Here is a 23,095-nt window from a genome sequence, read left to right on the forward strand (position 1 = left end):
CGATGTAGTTGTCCGATCCTCTTTGCCGACTTTCTTTTATTATAGATTTGGTTTATTATCACTGGATTACCGGTATGTAAACTAAACGTTAAATGTAGTTCCATGCTCATACCCAGGCTAATCTTGCGACTCATGAAGAATGTTCAAGAAGCTGCTCGAACGACAAATTCCACAGCGCCTTGTTGCTAACGGACAGCGATGTTGCTCCAGCCGCCAAAGCAGCGGATGCCTCCGTCTCCGTCTGAATCAAACCGCTCGCAACAACCGGAGTTTTCTCCAGCTCCGAGGCGAATGTCCGGGTGATCTTGTCAATGATGCCAGGCATCAATTCGATGCCATCGGGTTCCAATTGGCGGGTTAGCTTCAATCCGTTATCCAGCGCGCCCGAGTCTAGAACGAACAAATGCAGGATACCGTATAAACCGCAGCGTTTAGCTTCCTTGATCAGATGCGCCTTCGGTGTAACAATGCCGTCAGCCCCCGCGAACTCAGCAATCCACTCGACACTTTCCCGATCGGTGCTGGACAAACCGCGGATCAGATCGATATGCACGAATGCTCCTTTACCGGCCTGCTTCGTAAGGCGAACGCTGTCCACGATTTCCTTCACGGCACCCCCCATAAAAAACAGGTTGTCTACTGTGCTGTGCAGCGCATCATTCAAGTCCCCCATTTGCCGAACGGCGGCGATAATCGGATGACCACCAATCTTGTGCAGTAATCGCATTCGGGATCTACTCCTGTATGTCGTTAAATTTCAAATCCATATAAATTTCAAATCCATATGCTTGTGTTCCTATTGAATTGATAGCGGCTGTGTACATGGAACAGGTCGTGTATCCGCAGTGCCGGACGGTGCCTTTTGCCTATATTAATTGTGGATTTTATTTATTTGCCCAGTATCAACCGATCGTAAAGAGAATGTCAAATTTGAAGCTCCTTTTTAGTTCATCAATTGAAACAAGTCTGCTTCAACTAACGTTCCTTTATTAACTAGCTCCAGAATTAATTGCAGCATCCCAAGCTTCTTTAAACTCATTGATATCGTTATACCGATGATCTCGTTCTGGACTAACTGCTCGTAAAGCTATTTCGTAAAGCGATCGGTTCGCCTCCCATTTTGAAAAAGAGTGGTCCGTCTCGCCACCGAGCAATCCAAATGTGATAGCCCCCATGGTAAAAACATTCGTTTTGGCATCAATCGGAGCACCTAATCTAAACTCTTCCGGCGATTTTGAACGTGCTGCTCCCCAAAAATGTTCTCCCATATCATTTACAGAGGGAGCCGGTCTATAAAAGTCAATGTCGCAGATTTTAGTCACATCTCGTGAAAAATCATACATAATACTACCATCATAAAAATCGACTGCTACATAACCTTTTGCTTCAACATATCTGTGAAATTCAAAAATAGCATTTAAAGACTTCAACCTCTTCTCGACTGGCAGCTGTCTATACTTATAGAAGGGTGAATCCGGATGGTTATATTTTGCTATCCCCGCAAACAGCCAATGTGAGTGCAGACACTCGCCATTAAACCATTCAAATATCGCGGCATAACCATTCTTCGTTTCAAAATGATCTACAAGCGTTATTAAAAGCGGATGTTCTAAAATCGAATATAACGGCATTGCTCTTGACAATCGCAGTACAGCATCACGTGGATCTCCGGAAAAATCCATCGGCTTGCATCCCGCATATTTAACGAACCGTTTTTGGCCATCCTTTACAATACCAAAGCAGATGTTTCCAGAATCCTGCTGATCAAATACACAGAAAACCTCACCCATTTTGTTCAACCATGAAAAGTCGTGCTCCTCTTGAAGCTTAACCATGATCTTGTCTAACTTGATCGTTACTGGCTCTAGACTCATGTATTCATCCCCTCAATGTCAGGGAATCGCGCAGTTTACTGGGCTAGTTATACGCTATTCCCTTTATTCTATTAGCCCTATTTCTGCTGGTTAGATTTATCTTCATAGCACATCACTCCTTTTCATAAACGCAGGAAGCAAGTCCGCGAACCCCGCCAATCTTGGCTGGATTCATGCTGAAGTTGTGACCGAAAACCATGTTTGTTTTCTTACAAACTTCTCGCGCTTATTTTCAACACTATACCTTTGAAAATTGGAAAGGTTCAAGAGCAAAAAACTATACAACGATTTTCTATCAAGAGCGCGGATACGTGGAAGAGGCAGGTCCTGCTTACATATTAAAGGGTATCGGCGAATATCCTGTAACAACCTATGCCTCGGGAGGTATTAACATGATTCCAATGTATCCTTACTACAGTCAAGAAACGAAGTGCCAGCAAGTGCCTATTACGTTCCCGCCCCAACATCAAGAGCAGCAGCCCGGCCTGGAATATAAAATGAATCCTCTGCCGATCTTCGACAACCCTGATTATAAAGGGAGCGGGGAATTAGCCGGAAAAGTAGCGATCATTACAGGCGGGGACAGCGGAATTGGGCGGGCCGTCGCCATCGGGTTCGCCAAGGAAGGGGCGGATGTAGCTATTGCCTTTTTATACGAACGTGAAGACGCATCCGTAACGAAGCAGATGGTGGAGCAGCTCGGCCGCCGCTGTTTGCTGATCGAGGGCGATTTGCGCCGCCCGGAGTTCTCTTCCGAAGTCGTCCGCAAAACGCTGGAATGTTACGGAAAGGTTCACATAGTAGTGCTGAACCAAGGGGTGCAATTTCCACAGGATAACATACTGAATATTTCCGATGAACAGCTGGAGGATACATATCGCACCAACATTTTTCCGCATTTTTATATGACAAAAGCAGCGCTACCTTATCTTAAACCAGGCAGCACGATCATCAGTACGGCATCGGTTACTGCTTATGCAGGGGCGCCGCTGCTCATCGATTATTCCTCCACTAAAGGGGCCATCGTATCGTTCACCCGCTCCTTAGCACTCCAGCTTGTGAATCGCGGCATCCGGGTCAATGCTGTTGCGCCTGGGCCGATTTGGACACCGCTCATTGTTTCCAGCTATTCTGCGGAATATGTGAAGACATTTGGTTTAGAAACACCGATGCGGCGAGCCGGGCAGCCGTTTGAATTAGCTCCCGCCTATATTTATCTGGCTTCGGAAGATTCATCGTTTGTAACTGGCCAAGTGCTGCATGTCAACGGCGGTATTATGACGGAGACCTAAAAAAGTAAAGATTGTATTCGGCGGCGCATAAAATCGAAAATCAAGGCTAAAGTCTGCACCGCGGCCTCATACATAAGCGCTTTAGCTTGTTTATTACATTCCTGAATAGTGGAATTTGTTATTTACAAGAGCCTCTGCCTGTTCAATGGTCTGTGCAATGATTGCCGCCGCAGGCTGGGCGTTGGCCAATCTAAGCCCCTGCCCCGCCCAAAGAGACATATATTCGGGATCATTTGCTTTTGCAGCTGCCTGCCGGATGTCTCGCGTCAATGCATTTTGTATAGGGTAGTCCGGAATTTGCCCGGGATATTGATGCATGTCACTCATAAATGCTGTGCGAATGCCTCTTGCCTCTTTTCCCGAGTAAGCCCGTGTAATTTCAGTGGAGTCCTCACTTGAGGTCAGGATCTTCTGTTTGTGCATTGCATGTGCGCCGCTCTCCGGACACACCAGAAATGCAGTGCCCATCTGTACCGCACCTGCCCCTAATGCCAGGCTTGCGACAAGCCCTCTTCCATCCATGATGCCACCCGACGCAATAACCGGTATCGACACTTGATCTGCAACCTGTGGAACAAGAGCTATCGTGCCAATTAGTGATTCGGAAACCTCTTTTAGAAATGTGCCTCGGTGGCCTCCTGCTTCATATCCCTGAGCCACAATTGCATCTACACCGGCCCCTTCCAGCAGCTCAGCTTCTGCAACTGTTGTTGCCGTCCCTATTACAACTGTATCAAGCTGTTTCATGGCGTGGATTACGTCTTGTGGCGGTATACCAAAGGTGAAACTAAAAACCGGGATCTTCTCTTCAAGCAATACTTGAACCTGCTCCTCAAAAGACTCGGAAAAATCCGGGGTTGACGGGTTTGGAGCAATTCCAAATTGGACGCGGTACGTAGTGAGATAATCCGTCATTTGAACAACTGCATCTTCCGATCCATCCGGTTGCTCAGGAACAAACAAGTTTACACCGAAGGGCTTGTCTGTAAGCTCTCTGATCTTTCGCACCGTGCTGCGGAGCTGTTCCGGCGTTAAGTATCCGGCTCCCAGATTGCCTAGTCCTCCGGCATTTGAAACTGCTGCCACTAGCTCAGGCGTTGTAGGTCCGCCTGCCATCGGCGCTTGGAATATGGGGTACCGAATTTTTAGCGTGCGTGTTAACTTAGTTTCAAACATTAGACATTGCCTCCTCAAGAAGAAGTATAGAAGCGTTAATTGAAAGCCTACACAGTTACATAAACATAAAAAATCCTCCTGGTCCATCTCTAAGGAGGATTTTTTCATAGCTCCATAGCTTCACTATCCTCTATAAGGGTAAGTCCCGTTATAAATTTCTCCTTTTCAGTTAAGGCCAAGGGGGATAAACTGCACTTATTCGTCAAAAAAAGTGTACAAATTCCCATTGCACGATAGATTTAGCATGTATATAATGTGTATATAGTATATATACATTATATAAGGACTCCAGGAACTTCATGTGAATAGCTTTTCAATGAGAAGCTATGAATGGTTCACCTGCTGCTCTAATCTGAGGATTTGAAATTTTTAAAAAATAATAAGTGAGGAAGGAGTGGGCTCAAATGTCGAACACGGAAAAACCGATTCGTACGAATCGAGTAAATCGTTTGATGATCAGTATTGGCATATTTTTAGTCGTTCAATTGATTTTTATGTTGATTGATGGAACTCCTCTGGAGCCTAATATAAACGATAGCGGAAATTTGCTTCCCAGGATAGCGAGAGGGATTTTGGATTCGAAATTATTCACAGAATGGATTACTCCTTATTCCTTTTCGTTTTTTAATCTGTGCATGACCATTCATCTAGCAGTGATACTGATTCAGATAGTATGGGAAATCAAATTAAGTGCGACTTCTAAAAAATAAAGAAGAGGGATGGGCATGCAGATCATTATTTCCAACAGTTCCAAGGAGCCGATCTATGAACAAATCACGAATCAGATTAAAGCGTCCATTCTGGCTGGTGAACTGCAGGAGGGGACCGCTCTGCCTTCCATACGTCAGCTCGCTAAAGATTTGCATATTAGTGTCATAACGACGAAACGAGCTTATGAGGAATTGGAGAAGGCTGGCTTTATCTATTCGATTGTCGGGAAAGGTTCCTTTGTCGCAGAGCAAAATCTGGAGGTCATGAGAGAGAAGAAGCTGAAGGTCATTGAGGAGCAGTTGAACGCGGTCATAACGAATAGCAGAGAAATCGGTTTATCCCTTGAAGATCTGCAGCAATTGATGAAGTTTTTATACGAGGAGTGAAACCATGGAAAATGTCGTTGAATTCAAGAATGTTATGAAAAATTTCAAAGGCTTCTCCGTTAACAATATGGATTTGCAAGTGAAGCAAGGCTTTGTAACAGGATTCATCGGCGCCAATGGTGCAGGTAAATCAACAACGATAAAATTAATGATGAATCTGTTGCGACCGGATGCCGGAGAGATCAAGCTGTTCGGGCTGGACTACAAGACGCATGAGAAGGCGATCAAGGAACGAATAGGGTTCGTATACGACGGCAATGTATTTTTTGAAGGATTGAACCTAAAAGATATAAAGCGCATTGTTGGCCCCGCGTATAAACGTTGGGACGATGCATTATTTTATCGATATGTGGAACAATTTAATTTGCCGCTGAATAAAGCGATCAGAACTTTCTCAAAAGGGATGCAGATGAAGGCTTCCTTAGCGATTGCCCTGTCTCATCACGCGGAGTTGATTATTATGGATGAGCCGACAGCAGGCCTCGATCCCATCTTCAGACGGGAGCTGCTTGATTTATTGCAGGAATTGATGCTTGACGGCAGCCGCACGATTTTCTTCTCTACGCATATTACAACAGACCTGGATCGCATTGCCGATTATATCGCCTTTATCAAGAATGGAGAATTAGTATTTAATCAGTCTATCCATGAAGTAGCGGAAAATTATGCGCTTGTTAAAGGAGGAACCGATCTTCTGGATCGGGACACCGAGCAGGTTTTCCTGCATATTCGCCGTACACCAACCGGTTTTGAAGCGTTAACGGACAATCGCTCCAATGTTAAGAGCCTATTCGGCAATCATGTCCTGATGGAGCAGGCCTCATTGGAAGATATTATGTATCATTTAAAGGGGGATGTGCAGCATGTTTAATCTGATTATCCGGGACATCATCCTGCAGAAGAAACAGCTGATGATCTTTATCCCTTATATCCTGTTCTTTATTCTGATGGGCAGTCCGCCAATTCTGACTTTTCTGGTGGCCTGTATCTTTATTCCGTTCAATGCTTACGCTTACGATGAAAAAGCGGAGACCAATATTTTGTTGAATTCTCTGCCGTATACGCGAACAGAGATTATCGCTTCCCGGTATTTGGGCGCCATCTTATATATGGCGGTCTCTATCGGCATAACCAGTCTGGCTCTATTAGTATTTAACAAAATGTTCACCTGGACGGATATAGCTATTGCGGTCGGATTATTCCTGTTATTTGCCTCGTTAACGTTCCCGTTGTTCCAGATCCTTAAACCGGGCTACATTTCCACCGTTGTCCTTATGGGTTTTATTCTCACTTCGCTCGGTTTTCTGCGGATGTCCCGTCACCTGCCCGAATATGCAGCAGCCATTTCGGAGTTTATGGATACATTTTCCGACCCGGTTCTATATACGGGAGCTGCAGTTGTGGTTATGGCCGTCTATGCTGTTTCTTGGGGGGTTACCACGATCATTTACCAGCGAAAGGCTTTTTAAAAGCAGGGTATATTGCCCGAGGTTAACGGTTCACCGATCGACCTAGCTGCCTCGGGCCCGCTGCTTGGGGGTTGCTTATTCTAACTATCAGACTGCAACGGCCACTTTCCGGACAGTCCCTTTTTTGTGTTATATAAAAAGAGAACGCCCAATTGCGGGACGCTCTCTTGGATATTCACGTGATCATATTGAAACTTAGAAAACCCGATTTTAGAATAAGTTACTATATACCGGAAATAACTTTATCAAGGAACTTGTCTGCGTCCCTATTGAATTTCCAGGATACTCCAAATTTATCAATCAGCATTCCAAAGCACGAAGACCAAGGTGTATGGGATAACGGCATTATAACATGGCCGCCAACAGACAAATTATTGAAGTATTCCCCCAGTTGATGTTTATCATCGATGACTAGACTAATCCATACATTGTTTCCTTTCACTACCTCTCCCGTCACCGACTTCATGGAAGGCAAAATGTCCGACATCATAATTTTCCCGCCTGCAAATTCGATTGAAGATTCCATGATCATAGTTAACTCATTTTCTGGCAGCGGATAGTTAGGATCTTGCGGGAAATCATTAAATTTCACTTTTTTTACTTCACTTGCGTGTAAAGCCTGCGCATAAAATTCAATCGCTTGTTCTGCAATTCCATCAAAGTTCAAATAGGCAATAGCTGACATAAGGCAAAACCTCCTTTTTGTGATAGATGTAGTATAATGGACAAAAGATGACAGCTGTCTGTCACCATTCTTGGATTAAGCAGAAAAAAAGAGGGCGAACATGGACAAGGTTGAAAGACTTATTTCTATAATCATGATTTTGCTGAAAAAGAATATCGTTTCTGCAGCGGAATTCGCGCAATTATTTAATGTTTCGAAGAGAACTATTCTTCGCGATATGGAAACCCTGAGTTTATCAAACATCCCGATCTATTCTATCCATGGTGTGAATGGCGGTTACAGTATTATGGATGAATATAAGATGGATAAACGTCTTCTAAGCAGCTCCGATTTGGAGAACATTTTGACTGCGCTCAGCGGATTGGAACAAATTCTCTTTAGTGAAGAAGTTGAAATGACAATCAAAAAAATAGAGGCCATGGTTAGCCCATTGTCACTGAGCAGTTCGATTCAATTGTCATTTTACGATTGGGGAGGTCGTTCTGAGATTTTCCAGACGGTGAAGACATGTCAAGAATCTATAATCAAGAGACGGTTAGTTTCATTTGATTATATAGATAAAAATGGCACTGCGACGATTAGAATTGTCGAGCCGTATCAGCTTCATTTTAGCGAAACGAGCTGGTATCTGAAAGGATACTGCTTACATCGTATGGGCTATAGAACGTTTAAGTTATCGCGGATGGATAATCTCAATATGGATGAAAAAACATTTAACCCTAGAGAATATTTATTAGAGCAAGAACGCGAAGCGAGTTATCAGCCGCAACTAGTTGCGGTTAAGGCATTGATTGCGCCCAGCATAAAAGATCAATTCATCGAAAGGTATGGCCGAAAAAGTATTGAAAAATATAGTGATGAATATTGGTTAGCAACCATTGAGGTCCCCCAAAACAATTCGGGATTTCAATTTTTGGCAAGCTTCGGCATAAATCTGGCCATTATAGAGCCCGAAACCTATGTTCAGGACTTTCGAAACTATTTAAATAAAATGATCCAGAACTATTGCTGAAAAAATTGATTTGCGCTGCCAGCCTTTATGGTAAAGTAAACAAAAAACGACTCATTAGGCGAAAGGAGCAGGGCTTGTGAAGGAACGGATTCCTGAGATTATTGTTTATATGCAGAAGTCTGTGACTCAAGATATAACCGTGGAAGAAACCGCAAACCATTTTGGTTACAGCAAATATCATTTCAGCCGGGAATTCAAGCGGCTGACAGGATTTTCAGCAGCCGATTATTTGTCCTCTTTGAAAGTCGAGCATGCCAAGCAAGCCCTGCTTCGCCATGAACATTCAGTTACTAATTCCGGATTTGATGCGGGCTATTCCAGCATTGGGACTTTTTCTACCACATTCACCAGGAAAACCGGGCTTTCTCCACGCGAATATAAACAGCAAGTAGAAGCGCTGTACAGTGTAGCTAAGAAATGCGAAGAAACCCCCACAACCGTCGCCGGCCACAAAGACCCTCCTGCATCGGAAACGAGCCGCTGTCTTATCTCCGTCCGTTATCCGGAAGGTTATGAAGCCGGAATCACGTTTGTAGGATTATTCAAGAGCCCTATCCCCAATCACCGCCCGGTGGCCGGAGTCGCCCTCTCCAAAAAGAATTCGCACCTCTTTGAGCATATTCCAGAAGGCGCCTACTATCTGCTTGCTTGTTCCATTGAAAGAACGTTCAATCCGCTGCGTTACTTCGTGCTGGATGACTGCTTGCGCGGACGTGTGGAGCAGCGGGTCCGTTTTCCCCAGAATCACGGCCAGACCTTTTCTATTTCGCTTCGCGAGGCCCTTCCGGAAGATCCGCCCATCGTGGTCAATGTACTAAAGCTGCTCGCGGATTCTATAAAAACATAAACCTGCCAGCGATCATCAATTAATTCCGCAAAGAATGAGAAGTTTTTTGTTCGTTCTTCTGTCAAAATGAGCTTGTACCTCTAATCTTGGACTGAAAGGACTGGAATCCATGGAATTAACAATCACGCCCTACCTCATGCTGGATGGGAGGGCGCAAGAAGCCATTCATTTTTACCAGGAGCTCTTTGGCGCGGAAATCATCGGGCAAGAATATTTAAAGGATTGGCCCGGAGAAATGGGGATCGAGGTCACACCGGAAAATGAAGGGCGCGTAATGCACGCTCATTTGAAAATCGGTAATTCTGAAATCATGCTGGCCGATTACCTTCCCGGCCAAACTCCTCAACCCGGTTCATCCATCAACTTGATGATCGTTGTCAAAGAAGCAGAAACCGCAGCAAAACTTTTTTCCCTTTTACTAAACGGCGGAAAGGAAGTCATGCCGCTCCAGGAAACGGGATTCAGCCCGGCCACCGGCCAAGTCATCGATAAATTCGGGATCGAATGGCAGATTGTAACCGATCAGCCCGATATGGAAAGCTGATCAACGCGTTGAATGGCACAATTAGGCGTTTTGTATGAATTCTCTGAATTCTCATCCAAAACGCCTGCACACCATACGTCAGCGTGCTGACTTTATCTACTTGACAGGAGGGACCCTTCTCTCTTCTTCATTCATTCTTCTCCTGGATGGGAATCCAGATCTCCGATCGTTCTTCCTTGCTTGCCAAGATTTCAGGACCATTTACAAGCTCATAGGAAGAGGAAGGCAGCCATTCGGAATAAATGCGCTGCCAGGATTCCTCCACTTTCGTCCAATCGCCGTCTACTTCGAAAATGACCCATAATAGCGGAGGAACCTGCAGTTCAGAAAAACCGTGTTTTTCTTTAGTCGTAGCCGCACCTATATACTGATCAAATGTCGCACTGCCTTCCGCATTCTCCGAATAGTTGACCGATGCATGTACAAGTCCTAAAGGCTCATGATCAGAGATCGATTCGAGCTCTGCTATGGTGGCATCAGGAATCGCTGCAATCATGTCTTCATAAGCGGGCGTCAGGATTTCGTTCACCATTTCGACATCATATTTTACCCCTGCAATTTTGAACGCTTCTTTTTTGACAATTCGATAATTCATTTCTATCCCTCCATTAATCGTTAGTTGGAAGGTCATTCTTGGAAATGCTTTTAGGCTTTGGTTTGAATATCTCACCAATGACGGTTTAATCCCGTGGTAATTTTGAAAGGCGCGGGAAAAGGAATCCGGAGAATGATAACCGTATTGCATGGCAATATCAATCACTTTTGCATGAGGATCCTTCAACTTTAATGCCGCAACCGTCAGTCTCCGTCTGCGAATATACTCTGATATTGTAATTCCGGAGAGGAGAGAAAAGAGCCGTTTGAAGTGGTACTCGGAGCAAAAAGCTCTCTTCGCAACTTCTTTAAGATCAATCGTCCCCTCTAAATGATCTTCAATATAAGTTAATGCTTCGTTCATGCCTTTTAGCATATCCATGATTGATTCTTCCTCCCATCCGTAATATATCAAGGTGAACGAATGAATTCCCGACTATTTCTGCCCGATTCTGTCGGTTCAAAATTTACAAACAGATTCCTCTTCCAAATTGTCCATCTTGCGGGTCATAGTCGGGTGGGCATGCTGACCGGCCTTCAAAGATTATGACTTATTAAAAACTTGGCTGGCTACAGCAAGAAAAGCTTTTACGGCAGGAGAGGAAGCGGCAATCGAAGGGCAAGCCAGGGCGACAGTCCGCCAATGCTCCACATCCAAACGCCTGATTTGAAGGTTGGGTTGTGTCTTCAAAAACAGAGCAGGACCAATGGTAATACCAAGCCCTTCTTGTACCATATTGGCGATGGTATTGCAGTCCTTCACTTCGAAACGGATACAAGGCGCCACCTTCGCTTGCTGAAATATCTCTTGAACATGGGACTGGTACATTCCCGTCGGCATAATAAACGGTTCATCCTGCAAAGACCGAACCGGGACGACATCATCCTGGTTAAATTTATGTCCCTTGGAAAAAGCAACAACCATCTCGTCTTTCGCCAGCGGAATCCATTCGACGGCTGATTTCGCGTCTGGCTGTACGACGAACCCGATATCGATCACACCAGTAGATAACCATTCTATTATCTCTTCATACGTTCCCTCAAAAAAGCGAAACTCGATTTTAGGATGCTGCTTCTGAAAATTAGCCAGGATTTTGGGCAGCAAGCAGGCCGAAGCACTGGCAAACGTACCGATGCGGATCGTTCCAACCTCTAATTTCGCGGCTCGTGCGATCTCCTGCTGGATAATTTCCATTCGGTTTAGTATTTCCCTTATGTGAACAATCGTTCTTTGTCCTACCTCCGTAAGCAGTAGTCCATTCTTCCTATCCCGAATCAGCAACGTTGTAGACCATTCGGACTCCAAGTTAGCGATCGCATGGCTGACAGCTGATTGCGTCATATTCAATTGATCCGCGGCTTTTGTGAAACTCCCCAATTCAACCACTTTGGAAAACACTTCGAAACGGGCAATAGTCATGACCTTTTACTCATCTCCTATATGAATAACATTAATTTTACTAATCTTAACACACTGTTTAAAATAAGGGCAAGATCATGAGAAGGGAAGAGAGATAATGAATCGATTCGCAATTTTTTTACTTGCATTAGGCGCGTTTGTAACGGGTACGGCCGAATTTGTCGTTTCCGGCATTTTAGAATTGATCGCGGAGGATCTGGATGTATCGATCGCCGCTGCCGGTCAATTAGTTACGTTTTTTTCGCTTTCTTATGCTTTCGGGGCTCTTTTTCTAGTCATGCTGACAGCCAAGTTTGAACGTAAACGAGTGTTACTATTCGCCATGCTTACATTTATAGCGGGCAACCTGATCGCATTCTTTAGCAGTTATTTCGGCCTCCTGATGTTTTCACGTATTGTCTTAGCGATGAGCGGCGGGCTGTATATCGTCATTGCCACACATTATGCAGCCAGGCTTGCACAACCGGACAAACGTGGTAACGCAATCGCCATCGTGATGACGGGCTTTTCGGTATCTTTGGTGCTCGGAGTGCCGTTTGGAACGCTGATGGCTGCCTATCTGGACTGGCGATACATTTATTTAACGATTGCGGTCATAACGCTAGTCATCCTCCTTTTGCTTTATCGATTCATTCCAAAGCTGGATGGAACTGAACCTACGCCATGGAGACAGCAATTGCATTTGCTGCGAAGCAAACCTTTGATTACGGGTTTGTTGATCACTGTGTTCTGGATTCTCGGTTACACGATGATATTCGCCTATATTGGTCCATTTCTGACCCGTTTGGCTGGCTTTTCTATCGAAGGGATCAGTACGGCGTTGTTCGTTCTAGGTGTGTTTGCCTTTATCGGGGCGCGGTTCGGCGGGTATGCCGTGGATAAATGGGGGCCCGTTCGCACGATTTCTATAAGCCTGCTGTTACATGCGGCTGCCTTGATTGCACTTTCGGTGATGCAGGGGTCATCGCTCGGTGTCTTCGTGATCTTGATGATCTGGGGAGCAGCGGCATGGACGACCACGCCTGCCAACCAGTTTTATTTGATCTCATTAAGGCCTCAAGCCTCGGAAACCGTCTTAAGCTTTAATACGGCATTGATGAATATCGGGATGACAGCAGGTGCCGCTCTGGGAGGTGTAGTGATTGACAACATATCCGTGCTGCATCTGGGTTGGCTGAGCGGAATGGTTGTCCTCATTGCGTTAGCTATAGCTATATATTCCTTTAATTCGCGTGAGAAAGGCCAGTTTCGGTATAAAAATTGACCGTTACAAATTCACCTTTGAGCGCTAAAAAAATATATAAAGAATGTACCGGTCCTACTTTTAAGGGTCAGTTCTGGCGGATACGTTACGCAGCAGAAAACGCTGAAGCAGCCACTAGTAAAGCAAGCACGGCACTAGTGGCAGCAATCGTATTCAAGCCCACTGTGAATGCCTCGCGCGCCAATCCATAGATATCCACCATCCACAGCATTTGCGTGCTGCTCGGAGCAAGATCTGCCGCCAAATGCGGAAGCGCAAGATAGAGTACGCTAATATCCATAGACATGAGCAAGGTTGGCAGCGCAAGTACGCCTAATCCGAGCCACTCCCTGGCCCCGGCTTTAGCCGGAGCTTCTATTGCCGCTTCCTCCCCCATCCTTTTCTGTTCATTTGCCGTTCTGTTTTCAATTTTGTCCATAGCGTTCCTCTCCTCTATCATTACTTTAGCCACTTTTAACCACGAAAACTATTATCGTTTCTGTAGTTTCGCCAAAAAAAAGAAAGGTGTCCAAGTACCCTTCTTTATTTTTCCTTTTGATAACTCCTTCGTGTATCCGATGTCTAATGATGATCTCCCCTCTCTGAAAACTAAAAATACATAATGAGTTTTATCGGTTCTTTTCCATTGTAATATCTTATACACCTCTTTGTAAGGAGCAGTTAGTTAAATAAAGACCTTGCATATGACGTAACGTAATATGCTTTAATGGAATCAGGAGTGAGTGCCCATGACTGAAAAGCTGTATACGGTAAGTGAACTGGCCAGATTATCCGGGACTACCGTACGAACCATTCAATATTACGACAGGATCAACTTGCTTGTTGCCAAAAGAAACGGAGAGAAAAACGCAAGATACTATACGAATAGCGATCTGATGAAGCTGCAGCAAATCTTATTTTTTAAGCGAATCGGCCTGCCCTTGAATGAGATCAAGCATCACATCCTGAATTCCGAGAATGCGTCGGATATTAAACAGATTTTAAAGAATCAGGCGGAGCTTCTTCTGCGACAGGAGATGGAGATCCGAATGACCCAGACGATCATTAAAGCCATTCTGGCCTCCATAGATGCAGACCCTAAGCAAAATCTGGAACCGATCATCAAACTCGTACTCGGTTTGAACAAGCAAAGTGTTCTTGACTATGCCAATGTGGAGTTCGACCAGCAAACGCAGCAATTATTTGAGAATCAATCCGAGGATGATTATCAAGAGCTCATCCGTATTTATTGGCAGTGGAAACAGCTTGTATTGGAAGCGGCCGCCTATAAACTTAACGACGTTTCGTATCAAAGCCAGGCCGGCTACCAGCTGGGCTTAAAGTGGGACGAATTCGTCAATCACACGACTGAGGATGATCCGAAGATGTTGACGGCCTACACCAAGGGGCTTGAACAAAGCGATCAATGGCCGGAAGAGGATATATTCCTGTATAACTTTGCGAAGGATTACATCGATGGCGCTCATCACTACTATCTCACAAAGAAAGGTGATGCAATTGATTAAACTAGCTAATCTGACCAAAAAATACGGGAGCAAAACAGCGGTCGATCACTTGAATCTGGTTCTTGCACCTGGCTCCGTTATAGGCTTTCTGGGGCCGAATGGATCCGGCAAATCAACCACGATGAAAATGATCATCTCGCTCGTCCGTCCTACATTTGGAAACGTAGTCGTTGATGGCAAAACCTATCGGGATTTTCCTGAACCGGCGAAAAGAATCGGGACGTTAATCGATCCGTCTGCATTGGATAAAAACCTTACGGCCAAACAACATCTATCTATCCTTGCCACCGCAGCTAACATTCCTCCGAGACGGATAGATGAAATGCTCCAGATCACAGGCTTGGACCGTGTCCAAAATAAAAAAGTAAAAACCTACTCCCTTGGGATGAAACAGCGGTTAGGTGTGGCAACAGCCTTGCTCGGCGATCCTGACACGGTTATTCTGGACGAACCGTTTAACGGCATGGACGTTGACGGCATCAAATGGCTGCGGGGGCTGTTCAAGCAGCTTGCCAAAAGCGGGAAATGTGTCGTGGTGTCCAGCCACTTGATGAGCGAAATTCAAGCCGTGGCCGACCGCGTGGTCATTATCGGCCAAGGCAGGCTGCTGGCGGATATGACGATGGATGAAATGAACCGCAGGAGTTTGAGCTCCTATATTTACATCGAGGCTAATGACCTAGACAAGATAAAGAGAGTCCTTCTGAAAAAACAAGCGATCGTCCAACCGAGCAAATCAGGTTTGAAAGTCAGAAATTTGGACGCCAAAGAAATCGGGAAAATCGCTCTCGAAAACCAGATTATTTTACACGAATTAACAAAGGTTAACCCGTCTCTGGAAGATGTATTTACGGAGATAACCGATGGAAAAGCAGACTATGTTGCGAAGGGAGTGATCATGCATGAAAAATTTGATTAAAGCCGATTTCAAAAAAATGATGTACCTGCCGGCCTATCGATATATGATCCTCGCAACGCTCCTGCTAAGTATTCTGTTCGGGGTTATTTTCCTGTTCACCATCGAGATCACCCAGGGAAAAGTGCTGACGGAGCTATCCGGCCTGGAGGTTATCGATATTACTTTGCTAGGGATGGATGTAGCCGCTATTATGCTTATCATCTTCGCTGCTATTTTTGTTGCGAAGGATTTGGCATCAGGAGCTGTTCATACGAACCTGGCCATGACACCCATTCGCAGAAAATACTATGTGACGAAGCTTTCGTTCATAGCCATACTGTCCACGCTGATCAGCACGGCTCTGATCTTGCTGTTCTTAACAATCGATCAGTTCATCCTATCGATTAACCAGATGGATGCCTTATCCTTTGATTTCGCCTTTTTGGCCAAAGTCATCGGATCTGTGCTCATAGTGCTGTTCTACAGCTCGCTCAGTGCGGCCGGCGCTTTTTATTTCCAGTCCCCTTCCGGAGGAATAGCCTTTGCCTTGAGTGTCATGTTCCTTCCTGCACTCATCAAGATGCTCCCGGATGACGTGTCGGAACTGGTATTGTCCGTATTTCCAGAAAAATCGCTGCATGCATTTATCGATATTAACGCAGCTAACGGTTCTTGGACCGGCGCGATAACGGTTCTGCTAATCTGGGTCATGACGGCATGCGCAATCGGTTTTTGGCGATTCAGGAAAATGGATTACTGATATCCGCTAATCGGAAAGTGTAATTTGCCTGCATACCATCGCCTTGATTGCATTTTAGGGTGATGCAGGAAGGGATGCAGTAATTTTTTCATTAGGTCGTGATTGCACTGTTCCAGTCGAGCCAATTCCTCAAACGCTTCTGTTGTGTGCTTCGATTTCTAACGCTCGCCATCGTCCTTACCGTCGCAGAGATGGTCAATTCTCTTGCCCGCGAATTGCTTTATCAGCGCTTGCTGTGCATCCGGATTTTCCAAAATGTCATCGGTGTCTGCCTCTTCCGTAATGCTCATCATTTCAAGCAGGGATTCATTCACGGACATCGCAGTTTTTGCAATAGCTGCAAGCTGCCACAGCATGCGACACCTGTAGGTCATGGATCTGTCAACAACTGACTGCTAGTTAGAACAAGTATAGATTAAATGTCCAAACTCCAGTGTTAAAAAAACAGCTTATTAATTATCAGAAGCGTTATTTAATTAAGATTTGGAAATGGAGTATAATGAGGAGGACGTGTCCCAAGAGAAGGGCTGGGAACGTCCTCTTGTTGATTAAGGGATTCTTGAAGGAGGAAGCCATATGACGGAAGACGAGTTGCTAAAACACTGTCTCTCTTATACTGGTGTGTACAAAGATTACCCCTTTGGTGAAAAGTGGACGGTCATGCGTCATGTGGGTAATAAAAAAATATTTGCCCTCATCTTTCAGCTAAACGGGCACCCCTGTGTCAACCTAAAATGCGAACCAAACCGCGCACATTTTCTACGCGGCATCTTTAAAGAGGTTAAACCAGGGTTTCATATGAATAAAGAACATTGGAATACGGTCATCTTGGATGGTGACCTTCCTGATGAAGAAATTTTCGATATGGTACAGCACAGCTTCCAACTAACAAAACCTAAGCCGAAGAAACTTAAAAAGGGCTGACTAACGCTGACGCAAAACGGTAACGAGGGGTCACAAAAACGCGGCCGTCTGATTTTGAACAATAACCACACTCTAATACGGTGGATGGGTAAAATGTGCTGCTATCTTGACAGAGGTCCAAGCCGCATTTTTCCGGGATAACCCCCGCTTACGCGGGGAGCACAGCACTCCTAAACGAACATCCCCAGCATTCCTTTGAGCATCTTGGCATCTTGCGGTTAACTGCAGCTAAGCGTCCGCCGTTCGATATACGCTCGGGTGGCAGCACTTCCCCATTGATCGTCTCGTATCTTTTACGTTTCCTACAGGATAATTTTACGAATTCCAGAACTCTTGTCCTTGACAAATGATGAATTGCTCTAGCCACTCGGTAAAAGTAAGAGGGTTAAAAATTGCATCTCCCATAAATGGCGGCGTTACGATTTGATGGCTGATATGATTAAGAACATTGGGCGCCGCAGTTCGTCCTGCATACCAGGAATTTGCGCCAGCATTTCCTCTGAAGGAGCGGGCTCCTTCACTGCTGTAATCATAAAGCCCGCCTCGATTAAGTCGTTCATATAGGTCGATATCGTGCGATGGTATTTGATTACGTTATCCGTTAAAAATGATGTGCTGCGCAAGCCTTCTGCCTGGTAGTGATCGAGCGGCCAATGCAGACGATTTCCTTCATCGTCATAATGCCAGTCCTGCTCGCTGCGCGATGTAAAGATCGGATGCTCCACAGAGAAAACAAAGCTTCCTGCTGGCTTTAGCAGATCATATACTTTGTTGCATATTGCAGCAAATGGTTCAACATAATGGAACACCAGCGAGCTGATAACAACATCGAACTGGGCAAGTGAAAACTGGATATCTTCAATCGGCATAAGCTGGTATGAGATATGAGGATCATCTGTCATTTCACGGGCTTTGCGCAGCATATTTTCTGAAATGTCTACGCCGATAACTGAGCTAGCCTGCTGCTGACGCGCATAGCGGCAGTGCCAGCCAAAGCCGCAGCCCAAGTCGAGCACCTGCTTATTGCGCAAATCAGGCAGCAGTTCTCGCAGCACATGCCATTCTCCGGCAGCCTCCAGTCCTTTAATAGACCTTGGCATTTGCTCATATTGTGAAAAAAATTCAGCTTCATCATATTTATTTTGTTTCATGGCAAAAGCTCCTTTTGAGTAACACTTTACACTCCACATACGTCGTCCGGGGAATAGGAACATATGTCGTTCTCTGTCAATCATAGACTTCAATCACTTCGAATAACTCTTTTCAATTTGTTCTACCCAACCTGGAAATAAATCCGAACGGCGCGTAATAGAACCATGGCTTATCTGAAGCACTATGCTTCCTTTATCGCTGCTGTTATCGATAACAAGCAGATGATCGATTAGGTGCACGTTGTTAAGCAAATTCTGAATTGAAGTGTCATGCCTCCTGACAATGTCCTCAGTGGGAATATGATGCCCGCCATTTCTAACTCGCACTGCAACTCTTTCTATGTTTAAATGATAATCGCCCAAACCCACGTAAAACATCGTAATCTCAAACTTATTGGCTTTAGCATCCCGCATGAGCCGAATCGCGTTGCCTCCTGCCAATGTTGTTTCAACCGAAAAGTCTCTCCGATGACGAATACAATCTCTGGCCAATTTGATGGCCTCTTTGCCTGCAGATACTTTTCGGCTTTCAGGATGCACAGAATCAATCCCTCGCGCCACAGCATCGGGATCAATGTTCACACTGACCCCTAACCGGTCAACGATCAGGTTTCGAATCGTACTTTTACCGCTGCCATTATTACCGGCAAATATATACATGATTGGTGTTTGTTCATGCATGAGGACTATCCGATCTGACAACAGGAACAATATCCCCGTTGTTGTATTCCTTCACAATTTGACCTTCCAAGGTTTTATATACTATGTAAGTGTCATTTGCTTTGGCATCCAGTTTAGCGCGATCTCCTGTGAGCTTAATTAACTTCTCGATGTCTTTGAATCTATCCATGGGCCTCACCTTCTTATCACTAGTATCGATATTTAACTAAATTATAACACAGCAGAACACTTTGACAGACCCACCGTTACTTGCAACTGATTCTATCACACCGTCAAAAGCCGCTTCCCTATGGACATTACCAAAAAGATGCTGCCAGTCTATATAATGAAAACAGGTCATGCCATTGAGTTCTCATGACAACTCCAGCATGAGCATAGTCGAGTTGTCGGGGTTCGAGGGCTTGTTGCCTGCGTTTTATGAGCAGGTAGATCGCAATCTTTAGATATAATGGTGATCTTCTCTAAACTCAGTAGTTCGGTACCTCCACCATAATACGGATGTTGAAAGAGAATTGCACCATTATGCAAAAGAAGAAGTTGTTTATAATCTTCCGGAAAATGCCACCCATGCTCAGCTGCAAAAGCATTCACTTCCTGCTCTGTCGCAGGCTCTCGCCACGTACATTCCAATGGTCTTACAGCCATTCCAGGTACAAGTCTTTGATGAGGATATTCATTAGAAGCGTGCTGTTTCAAAAACTGTACCAGTCCAATTACATTCAAGTCTTCCATATTTCCACCTTCTAGTACTCATTAATAACTATCTGAATAACTGGAATACTTCGTCACGCGTTTCCCTTCTGGTACACGTGGGGTAAAATATTGATGACATCCATAACCTGATCCTGTTCATGAATAGAGTAATAAATCAGATAATTCAAGAAGATCGACTGATTTAACCATGTCCTCATCACAATCCTTCGAGAAATTTTACCCATTCGATCATCTATTTTCGAAAAAGATCTCCTCTCCTATAGAGGGGAGGCTTCCTATCTCTTTCTGATATACTTTTATAAAATGCTCATAATGACTTCGGAAAGATTGATAATCCTTTGCTGCACGGTAAGCCTTCATTAAAAACACGTTGGCTTCCTCGTCCAATTCGTTACGCGAAACGATCTTTCTAGCAATTAATATGGATTGGGTTACTTGATTATTGGCAAGAAGCCAGCGAACCAGCCTTATAGCAAAATCGTGATAGCGTATCGCGAGTCCTTCTTGTTCCGGAACGGACCACGTATAAAATTTGTTTTCATACAAGTCGCCAGTAAATCGTTTTTCCCATTCGAGCGCTTCTTTAACCGTAAATTCATTCCAGTCTTTCACACGGTAAACATAGGATTCGAAGGAAATGAAGTCCACATCTATATGAGTCATATCTAACATGTACTGTTCGTTGAAAGTACGGACTATTGATTTTAAACCATGTGATTGCAATGCCTTACGCAGCTGGTAAACTGCCGTATTCAGGTAGGCCACCGCATTCTCTAATGGCATTTCTGGAAAAACTTTGTCAATCACTCGATCCTTTGAAACCGCCCGACCCCGCCCAAGAAGTAAAAATGCAAATAATTCTTGACTCTTTTTGGAAATGAATTTCACTTTGCCCGCTTCCACGCTGCTAACCTCTAAACCGCCTAAGGCTTTCACTACTAATCGGTTGACAACGACCCTTTCAGGCGGCTTGTTATTTTTCTCTCTTGCTCTTTCAATGGTTTGTAGCAATCTTTGTTGCGATACTGGCTTAACCATATAATCGAGCGGATATGTATCGAAAGCATCAACCGCATATTCCCGGTGAGAAGTCACAAATACAATTTCCATATTTTTTTGTCCGGCGCGCAATTGTCGGGCAAGCTCTAATCCACTTTCGTCTGCAATCCTAATATCAACAAATGCTATATCGACTGCTGTATTTTGCGTGAAAAGAAGGGCGTCTTTTACACTTTGAAATCCACCGACTATTTCTATATTTTCTATTCTTCTTAACATTCTTTGCATAATTGCGAGCATCGCTTGTTCATCGTCGATGATGATCACCTTCAACGTTTTCACCTTCTCTTAACGAAAGATGGACGGCACTGCCTTTCCCTAATACGCTGTCAATCCATAAATCTCCGCCACTCAGCCTCGCAAATTGGCAGCTGACTTGTAGACCTAGTCCTGTCCCACGTTCCCCCTCGGTTCCGATCGTAGAGATGACTTGTCTTTCCGTAAATAATTGTTCCAATAACTTTTTAGACATGCCAATACCTTGATCGCGTACGGTGATCACGATTTTTCCTTCATGATCCTTGTCGGCTGCAACCTCAACCGTTGCCCCACGGTTAGAAAATTTAATCGCATTAGAAAGTATATTGCGAAGCACCATGACTATCGCTTCCCGATCGGCATATACCATTATAGCTTCGTCAACTTTAATTACGATGTCAATATCCTTCGCCTTACTTTTAATAGAAAGGATACGATAAGCTTCATAAATAAGGTCGACCAAGGCCAATGATTCAGGGTTAAGCGAGACGTCGTTTTTTTGATTGCGGAACCATTCAAGCACATTGCCTACCGTCATATATGTCGAACGTATTTGTGTACTTAAAAAATCAAACAGCTCCGCTGTTTCCGACGAGAACGTTTGCTTTTCTTCTTCCAGCATTTCTATCAAATTCACCTGAAGAGCAATCGGTTCGCGGATGTCGTGGGAAACAAGGGTAAACAATTGATCTTTCATAAAATTAAGATGTGCGATTTCTTCTAACCGCTGCTGCTTTTCTGTTATATCAAATAATATCGAGACCGTTCCGAGTAATCGAAAACCTTTGGAATAAAGCGGATATACTTTAACCATGAAATATTTCTCTTCGCCATCCATTTCTTTCTTTACTTCTATCGACTTCTCTACCATACTATCGCACGCATCCAACCACTCGGGCCAATCTTTTAGAAATTCAGACGCGTCTTTTCCAATTATTGATTTTCTGTTTTTTTCCCCGAACAACGGCTGTATAAAGTTATTACAGTCAATGATCGTTCCTTTTTGATCAACAGTCAGAACCCCTTCCCGGATCGTATCGACGATAAAATCCCTTGCTATGGGCACGATGGTAAATATTTTATTTTTGTAGATAACCCACAGCATAATAATGCCCAACACACCACAATACACGGAAATGGGGAGCAGCCATGGCGATAAACCCGGGAATACCAATTTAACCACTTCGATGACGGCTGATATGGATGCGAGTAAAATGACGATGATGCCTGGTTTACGAACCTCCGGCCTTGCCTTTCGTAAATACATAATAAAGAAATAAGCGCAGGCCAACAAAATGAAATAGCAAAATATATTAAAGGCAATCGCTAGACTAGTCCTAGGCACATCCAGGTAGCCATTAACGAGTGCCGCTGATTCGAATATGAGATGGGTTTTATCATTTGTCCATATAAGTACGGACCACCCAATGAAAAAAGCAGCAATAGGAGCTGTTTATACCATTTTAACCACTCATCCCTGGCATATAAATCCAACACACAAAGAACAACCAACGGGACGGTAATCGCAAGCGCTGTCTGTTCGATTTGCCGAAAAAAAACTTGCTGGCTACATCATTGCTGTATAATTCGAGAATGACACTCCAACCAAAGACAACCCGACAAACCATGACCCATGCAAAATAACGGACTCCGCGTTTTTGCAAGTGTAAGAATGAATAGATGAGCAGCATGCACATCATCATCGCTGACACAATCATGGTTAAAAATATGACATTATCCATTGTTAATCCTTTCTATCATGTTGAAGTCCTTCAGGTGAGTGATGTTGATTTGCATTCGTTTCTCCATATTATACCCTTCGTGAAAAGCTTATTGTTCTACTGCTTGTTTTTTATTCATCATAATTGGGG

At 44.4% G+C, this 23,095-nt stretch carries 29 protein-coding genes; 14 read left to right on the forward strand and 15 right to left on the reverse strand.

The features are described 5' to 3' along the window. Window positions 1-130 precede the first annotated feature (130 nt). Entirely contained in the window at window positions 131-727 is a 597-nt protein-coding gene (locus PSHG_RS15485; RefSeq protein WP_010274368.1) for a glycerol-3-phosphate responsive antiterminator, read from the reverse strand. Between the two features lie 262 nt (window positions 728-989). Further along, a complete protein-coding gene (locus tag PSHG_RS15490; protein WP_010274370.1) occupies window positions 990-1,874 on the reverse strand; it encodes a protein kinase family protein in 885 nt (294 codons plus the stop codon). Between the two features lie 392 nt (window positions 1,875-2,266). Between PSHG_RS15490 and PSHG_RS15495 the strand changes: the two genes are divergently transcribed. Further along, window positions 2,267-3,166, forward strand: coding sequence for an SDR family oxidoreductase (locus PSHG_RS15495; protein WP_026021405.1), 900 nt, complete (start codon window positions 2,267-2,269; stop codon window positions 3,164-3,166). Between the two features lie 93 nt (window positions 3,167-3,259). Here the strand turns inward: PSHG_RS15495 and PSHG_RS15500 are convergent, their stop codons facing one another. Beyond that, complete coding sequence (locus tag PSHG_RS15500; protein WP_010274375.1) at window positions 3,260-4,342, reverse strand: NAD(P)H-dependent flavin oxidoreductase; 1,083 nt, start codon at window positions 4,340-4,342, stop codon at window positions 3,260-3,262. 404 nt (window positions 4,343-4,746) lie between these two features. On the opposite strand from PSHG_RS15500, the gene PSHG_RS15505 reads away from it, so the two are divergent. From PSHG_RS15505 to PSHG_RS15520, 4 genes are read left to right on the forward strand one after another with little or no spacing between them, the layout of a single operon-like run. Further along, window positions 4,747-5,052 (forward strand): YfzA family protein, encoded by a 306-nt coding sequence (locus tag PSHG_RS15505; protein WP_010274378.1) that lies wholly within the window; start codon window positions 4,747-4,749, stop codon window positions 5,050-5,052. Window positions 5,053-5,067: 15 nt separating this feature from the next. Next, window positions 5,068-5,439 (forward strand): GntR family transcriptional regulator, encoded by a 372-nt coding sequence (locus tag PSHG_RS15510; protein WP_010274382.1) that lies wholly within the window; start codon window positions 5,068-5,070, stop codon window positions 5,437-5,439. A gap of 4 nt (window positions 5,440-5,443) precedes the next feature. After that, window positions 5,444-6,310, forward strand: coding sequence for an ABC transporter ATP-binding protein (locus PSHG_RS15515; RefSeq protein WP_010274385.1), 867 nt, complete (start codon window positions 5,444-5,446; stop codon window positions 6,308-6,310). Continuing rightward, a complete protein-coding gene (locus PSHG_RS15520; RefSeq protein ID WP_010274388.1) occupies window positions 6,303-6,908 on the forward strand; it encodes an ABC-2 transporter permease in 606 nt (201 codons plus the stop codon). The genes PSHG_RS15515 and PSHG_RS15520 overlap by 8 nt, the downstream gene beginning before the upstream one ends. Before the next feature lie 223 nt (window positions 6,909-7,131). On the opposite strand, the gene PSHG_RS15525 is transcribed toward PSHG_RS15520, so the two are convergent. Beyond that, window positions 7,132-7,593, reverse strand: coding sequence for a VOC family protein (locus PSHG_RS15525; protein ID WP_010274392.1), 462 nt, complete (start codon window positions 7,591-7,593; stop codon window positions 7,132-7,134). A gap of 100 nt (window positions 7,594-7,693) precedes the next feature. Between PSHG_RS15525 and PSHG_RS15530 the strand changes: the two genes are divergently transcribed. From PSHG_RS15530 to PSHG_RS15540, 3 genes are all read left to right on the forward strand, one after another. Next, a complete protein-coding gene (locus tag PSHG_RS15530) occupies window positions 7,694-8,605 on the forward strand; it encodes a helix-turn-helix transcriptional regulator (protein WP_010274394.1) in 912 nt (303 codons plus the stop codon). A gap of 76 nt (window positions 8,606-8,681) precedes the next feature. Continuing rightward, entirely contained in the window at window positions 8,682-9,452 is a 771-nt protein-coding gene (locus PSHG_RS15535; RefSeq protein ID WP_010274397.1) for a helix-turn-helix transcriptional regulator, read from the forward strand. A 109-nt stretch (window positions 9,453-9,561) separates the two neighbouring features. After that, window positions 9,562-9,996 (forward strand): VOC family protein, encoded by a 435-nt coding sequence (locus tag PSHG_RS15540; RefSeq protein WP_010274400.1) that lies wholly within the window; start codon window positions 9,562-9,564, stop codon window positions 9,994-9,996. A 127-nt stretch (window positions 9,997-10,123) separates the two neighbouring features. Here the strand turns inward: PSHG_RS15540 and PSHG_RS15545 are convergent, their stop codons facing one another. Both PSHG_RS15545 and PSHG_RS15550 read right to left on the reverse strand, forming a co-directional pair. Continuing rightward, complete coding sequence (locus tag PSHG_RS15545; protein ID WP_010274403.1) at window positions 10,124-10,972, reverse strand: AraC family transcriptional regulator; 849 nt, start codon at window positions 10,970-10,972, stop codon at window positions 10,124-10,126. A gap of 162 nt (window positions 10,973-11,134) precedes the next feature. Continuing rightward, window positions 11,135-12,010, reverse strand: coding sequence for a LysR family transcriptional regulator (locus PSHG_RS15550; RefSeq protein ID WP_010274406.1), 876 nt, complete (start codon window positions 12,008-12,010; stop codon window positions 11,135-11,137). A gap of 97 nt (window positions 12,011-12,107) precedes the next feature. On the opposite strand from PSHG_RS15550, the gene PSHG_RS15555 reads away from it, so the two are divergent. Beyond that, complete coding sequence (locus tag PSHG_RS15555; protein WP_010274409.1) at window positions 12,108-13,274, forward strand: MFS transporter; 1,167 nt, start codon at window positions 12,108-12,110, stop codon at window positions 13,272-13,274. 85 nt (window positions 13,275-13,359) lie between these two features. Here PSHG_RS15555 and PSHG_RS31190 read toward each other — a convergent pair whose 3' ends face one another. Beyond that, entirely contained in the window at window positions 13,360-13,692 is a 333-nt protein-coding gene (locus PSHG_RS31190; RefSeq protein ID WP_010274412.1) for an MFS transporter, read from the reverse strand. Between the two features lie 310 nt (window positions 13,693-14,002). Here PSHG_RS31190 and PSHG_RS29450 point away from each other — a divergent pair, with 310 nt between their 5' ends. From PSHG_RS29450 to PSHG_RS15575, 3 genes are read left to right on the forward strand one after another with little or no spacing between them, the layout of a single operon-like run. Then, entirely contained in the window at window positions 14,003-14,779 is a 777-nt protein-coding gene (locus tag PSHG_RS29450; protein ID WP_010274414.1) for a MerR family transcriptional regulator, read from the forward strand. Further along, a complete protein-coding gene (locus PSHG_RS15570) occupies window positions 14,766-15,698 on the forward strand; it encodes an ABC transporter ATP-binding protein (RefSeq protein WP_392392018.1) in 933 nt (310 codons plus the stop codon). Before PSHG_RS29450 ends, PSHG_RS15570 begins: the two co-directional genes overlap by 14 nt. Then, the gene (locus tag PSHG_RS15575) at window positions 15,682-16,437 is read left to right on the forward strand and encodes an ABC transporter permease (RefSeq protein ID WP_010274419.1); all 756 of its coding nucleotides are present in this window, start codon (window positions 15,682-15,684) and stop codon (window positions 16,435-16,437) included. The genes PSHG_RS15570 and PSHG_RS15575 overlap by 17 nt, the downstream gene beginning before the upstream one ends. Before the next feature lie 158 nt (window positions 16,438-16,595). On the opposite strand, the gene PSHG_RS15580 is transcribed toward PSHG_RS15575, so the two are convergent. Next, window positions 16,596-16,793, reverse strand: coding sequence for a hypothetical protein (locus PSHG_RS15580; RefSeq protein WP_010274421.1), 198 nt, complete (start codon window positions 16,791-16,793; stop codon window positions 16,596-16,598). A 220-nt stretch (window positions 16,794-17,013) separates the two neighbouring features. Here PSHG_RS15580 and PSHG_RS15585 point away from each other — a divergent pair, with 220 nt between their 5' ends. After that, complete coding sequence (locus tag PSHG_RS15585; protein ID WP_010274425.1) at window positions 17,014-17,361, forward strand: MmcQ/YjbR family DNA-binding protein; 348 nt, start codon at window positions 17,014-17,016, stop codon at window positions 17,359-17,361. A gap of 416 nt (window positions 17,362-17,777) precedes the next feature. Here the strand turns inward: PSHG_RS15585 and PSHG_RS15590 are convergent, their stop codons facing one another. The 7 genes from PSHG_RS15590 to PSHG_RS15620 form a co-directional block, all read right to left on the reverse strand. After that, window positions 17,778-18,512 (reverse strand): class I SAM-dependent methyltransferase, encoded by a 735-nt coding sequence (locus PSHG_RS15590; protein ID WP_010274428.1) that lies wholly within the window; start codon window positions 18,510-18,512, stop codon window positions 17,778-17,780. Between the two features lie 93 nt (window positions 18,513-18,605). Continuing rightward, window positions 18,606-19,193, reverse strand: coding sequence for a zeta toxin family protein (locus PSHG_RS15595; RefSeq protein ID WP_010274430.1), 588 nt, complete (start codon window positions 19,191-19,193; stop codon window positions 18,606-18,608). Next, entirely contained in the window at window positions 19,186-19,362 is a 177-nt protein-coding gene (locus PSHG_RS31035) for a hypothetical protein (RefSeq protein WP_010274431.1), read from the reverse strand. The genes PSHG_RS15595 and PSHG_RS31035 overlap by 8 nt, the downstream gene beginning before the upstream one ends. Window positions 19,363-19,529: 167 nt before the next feature. Further along, window positions 19,530-19,925: an SMI1/KNR4 family protein gene (locus tag PSHG_RS15605; RefSeq protein WP_010274433.1), complete on the reverse strand. Its 396-nt coding sequence runs from the start codon at window positions 19,923-19,925 to the stop codon at window positions 19,530-19,532. 53 nt (window positions 19,926-19,978) lie between these two features. Continuing rightward, window positions 19,979-20,104, reverse strand: a complete 126-nt coding sequence (locus PSHG_RS31735; RefSeq protein ID WP_262362357.1) for a hypothetical protein — start codon at window positions 20,102-20,104, stop codon at window positions 19,979-19,981. A gap of 31 nt (window positions 20,105-20,135) precedes the next feature. Then, window positions 20,136-21,233 (reverse strand): response regulator, encoded by a 1,098-nt coding sequence (locus tag PSHG_RS15615; protein WP_235782072.1) that lies wholly within the window; start codon window positions 21,231-21,233, stop codon window positions 20,136-20,138. Continuing rightward, entirely contained in the window at window positions 21,214-22,668 is a 1,455-nt protein-coding gene (locus PSHG_RS15620; protein ID WP_316244842.1) for an ATP-binding protein, read from the reverse strand. The genes PSHG_RS15615 and PSHG_RS15620 overlap by 20 nt, the downstream gene beginning before the upstream one ends. 236 nt (window positions 22,669-22,904) lie before the next feature. Here PSHG_RS15620 and PSHG_RS31195 point away from each other — a divergent pair. Continuing rightward, on the forward strand, window positions 22,905-23,095 hold a 191-nt coding region (locus PSHG_RS31195), incomplete at its 3' end, for a hypothetical protein (RefSeq protein ID WP_010274438.1).

It is taken from the genome of Paenibacillus senegalensis JC66 (assembly GCF_000285515.1).
GTDB classification, from domain to species: Bacteria; Bacillota; Bacilli; order Paenibacillales; family NBRC-103111; genus Paenibacillus_L; species Paenibacillus_L senegalensis.

What these genes read in the sequence shown, in the direction of transcription:
- PSHG_RS15485 (WP_010274368.1), bottom strand. Translation starts at nt 727, where the DNA reads ATGCGATTACTGCACAAGATTGGTGGTCATCCGATTATCGCCGCCGTT.
- PSHG_RS15490 (WP_010274370.1), bottom strand. Translation starts at nt 1,874, where the DNA reads ATGAGTCTAGAGCCAGTAACGATCAAGTTAGACAAGATCATGGTTAAG.
- PSHG_RS15495 (WP_026021405.1), top strand. Translation starts at nt 2,267, where the DNA reads ATGATTCCAATGTATCCTTACTACAGTCAAGAAACGAAGTGCCAGCAA.
- PSHG_RS15500 (WP_010274375.1), bottom strand. Translation starts at nt 4,342, where the DNA reads ATGTTTGAAACTAAGTTAACACGCACGCTAAAAATTCGGTACCCCATA.
- PSHG_RS15505 (WP_010274378.1), top strand. Translation starts at nt 4,747, where the DNA reads ATGTCGAACACGGAAAAACCGATTCGTACGAATCGAGTAAATCGTTTG.
- PSHG_RS15510 (WP_010274382.1), top strand. Translation starts at nt 5,068, where the DNA reads ATGCAGATCATTATTTCCAACAGTTCCAAGGAGCCGATCTATGAACAA.
- PSHG_RS15515 (WP_010274385.1), top strand. Translation starts at nt 5,444, where the DNA reads ATGGAAAATGTCGTTGAATTCAAGAATGTTATGAAAAATTTCAAAGGC.
- PSHG_RS15520 (WP_010274388.1), top strand. Translation starts at nt 6,303, where the DNA reads ATGTTTAATCTGATTATCCGGGACATCATCCTGCAGAAGAAACAGCTG.
- PSHG_RS15525 (WP_010274392.1), bottom strand. Translation starts at nt 7,593, where the DNA reads ATGTCAGCTATTGCCTATTTGAACTTTGATGGAATTGCAGAACAAGCG.
- PSHG_RS15530 (WP_010274394.1), top strand. Translation starts at nt 7,694, where the DNA reads ATGGACAAGGTTGAAAGACTTATTTCTATAATCATGATTTTGCTGAAA.
- PSHG_RS15540 (WP_010274400.1), top strand. Translation starts at nt 9,562, where the DNA reads ATGGAATTAACAATCACGCCCTACCTCATGCTGGATGGGAGGGCGCAA.
- PSHG_RS15545 (WP_010274403.1), bottom strand. Translation starts at nt 10,972, where the DNA reads ATGGATATGCTAAAAGGCATGAACGAAGCATTAACTTATATTGAAGAT.
- PSHG_RS15550 (WP_010274406.1), bottom strand. Translation starts at nt 12,010, where the DNA reads ATGACTATTGCCCGTTTCGAAGTGTTTTCCAAAGTGGTTGAATTGGGG.
- PSHG_RS15555 (WP_010274409.1), top strand. Translation starts at nt 12,108, where the DNA reads ATGAATCGATTCGCAATTTTTTTACTTGCATTAGGCGCGTTTGTAACG.
- PSHG_RS31190 (WP_010274412.1), bottom strand. Translation starts at nt 13,692, where the DNA reads ATGGACAAAATTGAAAACAGAACGGCAAATGAACAGAAAAGGATGGGG.
- PSHG_RS29450 (WP_010274414.1), top strand. Translation starts at nt 14,003, where the DNA reads ATGACTGAAAAGCTGTATACGGTAAGTGAACTGGCCAGATTATCCGGG.
- PSHG_RS15570 (WP_392392018.1), top strand. Translation starts at nt 14,766, where the DNA reads ATGCAATTGATTAAACTAGCTAATCTGACCAAAAAATACGGGAGCAAA.
- PSHG_RS15575 (WP_010274419.1), top strand. Translation starts at nt 15,682, where the DNA reads ATGAAAAATTTGATTAAAGCCGATTTCAAAAAAATGATGTACCTGCCG.
- PSHG_RS15580 (WP_010274421.1), bottom strand. Translation starts at nt 16,793, where the DNA reads ATGCTGTGGCAGCTTGCAGCTATTGCAAAAACTGCGATGTCCGTGAAT.
- PSHG_RS15585 (WP_010274425.1), top strand. Translation starts at nt 17,014, where the DNA reads ATGACGGAAGACGAGTTGCTAAAACACTGTCTCTCTTATACTGGTGTG.
- PSHG_RS15590 (WP_010274428.1), bottom strand. Translation starts at nt 18,512, where the DNA reads ATGAAACAAAATAAATATGATGAAGCTGAATTTTTTTCACAATATGAG.
- PSHG_RS15595 (WP_010274430.1), bottom strand. Translation starts at nt 19,193, where the DNA reads ATGCATGAACAAACACCAATCATGTATATATTTGCCGGTAATAATGGC.
- PSHG_RS31035 (WP_010274431.1), bottom strand. Translation starts at nt 19,362, where the DNA reads ATGGATAGATTCAAAGACATCGAGAAGTTAATTAAGCTCACAGGAGAT.
- PSHG_RS15605 (WP_010274433.1), bottom strand. Translation starts at nt 19,925, where the DNA reads ATGGAAGACTTGAATGTAATTGGACTGGTACAGTTTTTGAAACAGCAC.
- PSHG_RS31735 (WP_262362357.1), bottom strand. Translation starts at nt 20,104, where the DNA reads ATGAGGACATGGTTAAATCAGTCGATCTTCTTGAATTATCTGATTTAT.